Origin of the sequence: Carnobacterium sp. (assembly GCF_032094055.1) — a bacterium.
Lineage (GTDB): Bacteria > Bacillota > Bacilli > Lactobacillales > Carnobacteriaceae > Carnobacterium_A.
Window position 1 is genome coordinate 1 of the sequence record NZ_DAMDAK010000084.1, and the last position, 3620, is coordinate 3620.

The 3620-nt window shown below is 37.0% G+C and carries 5 protein-coding genes; 4 read left to right on the forward strand and 1 reads right to left on the reverse strand.

The window, feature by feature from the left end; translation table 11 throughout:
• Together RT405_RS11160 and RT405_RS11165 are read left to right on the forward strand one after the other, a co-directional pair.
• Window positions 1–161, forward strand: a 161-nt coding sequence (locus tag RT405_RS11160) for a DUF1858 domain-containing protein (RefSeq protein WP_313469724.1), incomplete at its 5' end; no start/stop codon positions are given.
• 4 nt (window positions 162–165) lie between these two features.
• Entirely contained in the window at window positions 166–1485 is a 1320-nt protein-coding gene (locus RT405_RS11165; protein WP_313469713.1) for a DUF438 domain-containing protein, read from the forward strand.
• A 112-nt stretch (window positions 1486–1597) separates the two neighbouring features.
• Here the strand turns inward: RT405_RS11165 and RT405_RS11170 are convergent, their stop codons facing one another.
• A complete protein-coding gene (locus tag RT405_RS11170; protein ID WP_313469714.1) occupies window positions 1598–2071 on the reverse strand; it encodes a VOC family protein in 474 nt (157 codons plus the stop codon).
• A gap of 275 nt (window positions 2072–2346) precedes the next feature.
• Between RT405_RS11170 and RT405_RS11175 the strand changes: the two genes are divergently transcribed.
• Both RT405_RS11175 and RT405_RS11180 read left to right on the forward strand, forming a co-directional pair.
• Window positions 2347–2679, forward strand: coding sequence for a PadR family transcriptional regulator (locus RT405_RS11175; protein WP_313469715.1), 333 nt, complete (start codon window positions 2347–2349; stop codon window positions 2677–2679).
• A partial coding sequence (locus tag RT405_RS11180; protein ID WP_313469716.1) for a permease prefix domain 1-containing protein occupies window positions 2679–3620 on the forward strand: 942 nt, incomplete at its 3' end. The genes RT405_RS11175 and RT405_RS11180, both read left to right, overlap by 1 nt.

Below are 3620 nucleotides of genomic sequence, written 5' to 3' on the forward strand. Positions count from 1 at the left end.
AAGTTTTATTCGATTTAGGGTTAAAAGATATTCAAAATCCAACTATGTTAAATACTGTAGGGAGATATATGACTATTCCTAAAGGAGCAAAAATGAAAAAAGTTGACTTGAACAACGTTATCTATCAATTAAATCAATTAGGATTTATCATTGAGGAGTGAGCTTATGGAAAACAATACTGTTTACCGGCAGAAAAAAATCATCGAAATTCTAACCTTACTTCATGAAGGCGGTGAGTTTGAAGAAGCAAAACGTCTTTTTGATGAATCTTTTGACGGTGTAGACGTCAGCGAAATTACTGCTGCAGAAAGAGAATTGATTGCCAGTGGTTTAGATCCATCAGAAATACAGCACCTCTGCAATGTACATGCTGCTGTTTTTAAAGGTTCAATTCGGGATATCCACCGTTCCAATTACGAACACGAACAGCCTGGGCACCCTGTCCATACTTTAAAGTTAGAAAACCGAGTGATTCGTTCGCTTTTAGAAGACGAAATTCTTGGAACTTTTGAGCGATTTGCTGACGGCAATTTTTCACAAAAGCAGCGGCTTCAAAATGCGTTGTCAGATTTGATGCAAATCGATAAACATTACACCCGAAAAGAAACGTTGTTTTTTGCTTACATGGAACGGTACGGCATTACTGCGCCGCCAAAAGTAATGTGGGGCGTTGACGATGATATCCGTAAAGCGATCAAAGATGTGAATGCTTATTTAACTAGTGAAAAATTGGTGATCAATCCGCTTCGAGAAAAAATCAATCATCTGGTAACAGAAGTAGAAGAAATGATTTTTAAAGAAGAAGAAATTATGATTCCAATGGTTTTAGATGTTTTTCAACTGATGGATTGGCAAAGAATTGCGGAAGACAGCTTAGATATCGGGTTTGCTTTTATTCCTAAACCACTTACTTGGAAACCAAGCAAAGAGGCTCTGGCACAAGAAAAAGGACAGCAGAAAGAACGAGCTGAAGCAGCAAAAAAAGCGGCAGCTATGACTGAAGCGATCGCGGAAGATTTCCCTGAGAATGAAGCTAGTCCCTATGAGTGGCAAGACGAGCAGCTAAGTGAAGGTAAAATCGTTTTGCCAACGGGTGTACTTCAATTAAAAGAATTAACGGCTGTTTTTGGTGTTTTACCAGTTGATTTAACTTTTGTGGATAAAGACGATCGTGTACGTTTTTATTCAGAAGGAAAGAATCGGATTTTTCCGCGTACCAACTCTGTCATTGGACGTGAAGTTGTCAATTGTCATCCGCACAAAAGTATGCACATGGTTCAGAAAATTCTTGATGATTTTAGAAGCGGAGAACGAAATGAGGCGGATTTTTGGATCAACATGCATGGAAAAGTTATTTATATTCGTTATTTTGCTATTCGCGATACCGAAACCAATGACTATCTTGGCTGTTTAGAAGTTACACAAGACATTACGGAAATACAAAAAATCCAAGGGGAAAACCGGCTATTAAACGAAGAAAACTAACTTATCCTATTCAAAAGCCTAAAAACAGGAGAAAGATTGGAAGCAATTCCAGCTCTTTCTCCTGTTTTTTTGTTTAGCCATTTAATTTAATCTTTTTAAGGTAAAGTATTTATCACGCTTCATCATATGCCGCTTGCAATTCTTTTATGTTTAATTTTTTCATTTTGAACATAGCTTTAGAAACAGCCGTGCGTTTGGCTAGATTATCACCCGCTAAAAGCTGCTCTAAAATAGTAGGAACCACTTGCCAGGAAATACCATATTTATCAGTCAGCCAGCCGCATTCTACAGGCTCGCCCTCAGCCACTAACTTATTCCAAATTTTATCTACTTCTTCTTGTGTTTCACAATTGATATACAACGAAATAGCTGGCGTAAATTGAAAATAAGGACCGCCGTTAATAGCATGGAAGTGTTGACCTGCTAATTGAAAATCGATTGCAAGTACACTACCTTCGTTTCCCTCCCCAGGAGCATCAAAATGCTGCGTGCTTAAAATCTTTGCATCTTCAAAAATACTGACATACAAATCAACTGCTTCTTGTGCTTTATCATCAAACCATAAATGAGTCACAATTTTTTGCATGATATTTCCTCTTTTCTTTTAGTTGAATGGCTTATCGCCCCAAGAAAAATAACTATACCTACAAAGAAAATCTTTTAAATCCATACGCTGTATTTCTTACTTCAAGCATACTTTTTTATGCTTGAGTGTCAATGAAAAAGACTTCTCAAAAAAAGATATCTTTCCATTTACGATATACTTTCTTCATTAAGTTTACGAACAAATTACTTTACCTGTCGTAGTAAATAGAGTATACTTTAATTACTACGATAGATGAAGTAAAAGAGGGGATAAATTTGATATCAAGTGATGTCATGCGCGGCTTTAACAGTTTGATTATTTTATCCATTTTAATGAAAGGGGATTCTTATGGTTATCAAATCTCGAATACTATCAAAGAAATAACCGGCGGAGCTTATGTGATGAAAGAAACAACACTGTATTCTGCTTTTAATCGGTTAGAAAAACAAGAATTGATTCAATCTTATTCCAGTACAGAAACTTATGGCAAACAACGTACCTATTACACCCTTACACCTTTGGGCAAACAAACGTATTATGACAAAGTAACAGAATGGAAGGACACAAAAGAAATTATTGATCAGTTTATCAAGGAGGAGAAGCTCTAATGGATACCATTGTAAATTATGTGGACTCGGTTTTTGTTCATTTGCCAAAAACACCTGAGATGCTCAGGCTTAAAGAAGATATGCTGCTGAATATGGAAGAAAAATACGATCAATTAAAAGCCGAGAACCGAAGTGAGAATGAAGCCATTGGAACGGTTTTAGCTGAATTCGGGAATATTGATGAGATCATTGAAGCGTATAACTTAGAAACGGATGTCCAAGAAGACAATAACGTACTATTTTTATCACATGAAGCAGTTGAAGATTATATGTCTCATCGTGCAAAATTCAGCCTAGGCATTGCAGCTGGAGTCTTTCTCTGCATTTTAGCACCAGCCATTATGCTGCTGGTTCAAGAAGTTTCAAACTTTCTGCCATTCATTAATCAGGCAACAGAAGACATACGTCTGATCGTCTCTCTTGTTCCACTCTTCTTGCTGATTGCACTGGCTGTTGGTTTGTTTATTCTTTTTGGTATAAAAGAACAACAATATGAGCTTGAAGGCCGTGCTATTTCGATTGATTCCACTACTCGTTCAGAATTAACTAGAGAATTGAAAAATTTTAAACCTCAATTTGCCAAAGCAATTGCTGCAGGGGTGATCCTGTGCATCACCGCTCCTATCGTTCTATTGTTGTCACTCGTATTATTAGGCTACGATAATTATTGGGCAGTGATCTTTTTGCTTAGTTTCGTTGCTGTAGGTGTATTCCTATTCGTATTTTTTGGAATTATCCACGCAACATATAATAAAATATTAGCCATTGGATCCTATACTCCTAAAAAAATAGCAGCTGAGAAATTGACTGACACAGTAGCCAGCATTGTTTTCCCAACCGCAGCTGCTGTTTATGTTATCTCCGGTTTCCTTTTTAATACTTGGGGAACAGCTTGGATCATCTTTCCAATTGTCGGTATACTCTTTGCCGTTTTTGCAGCT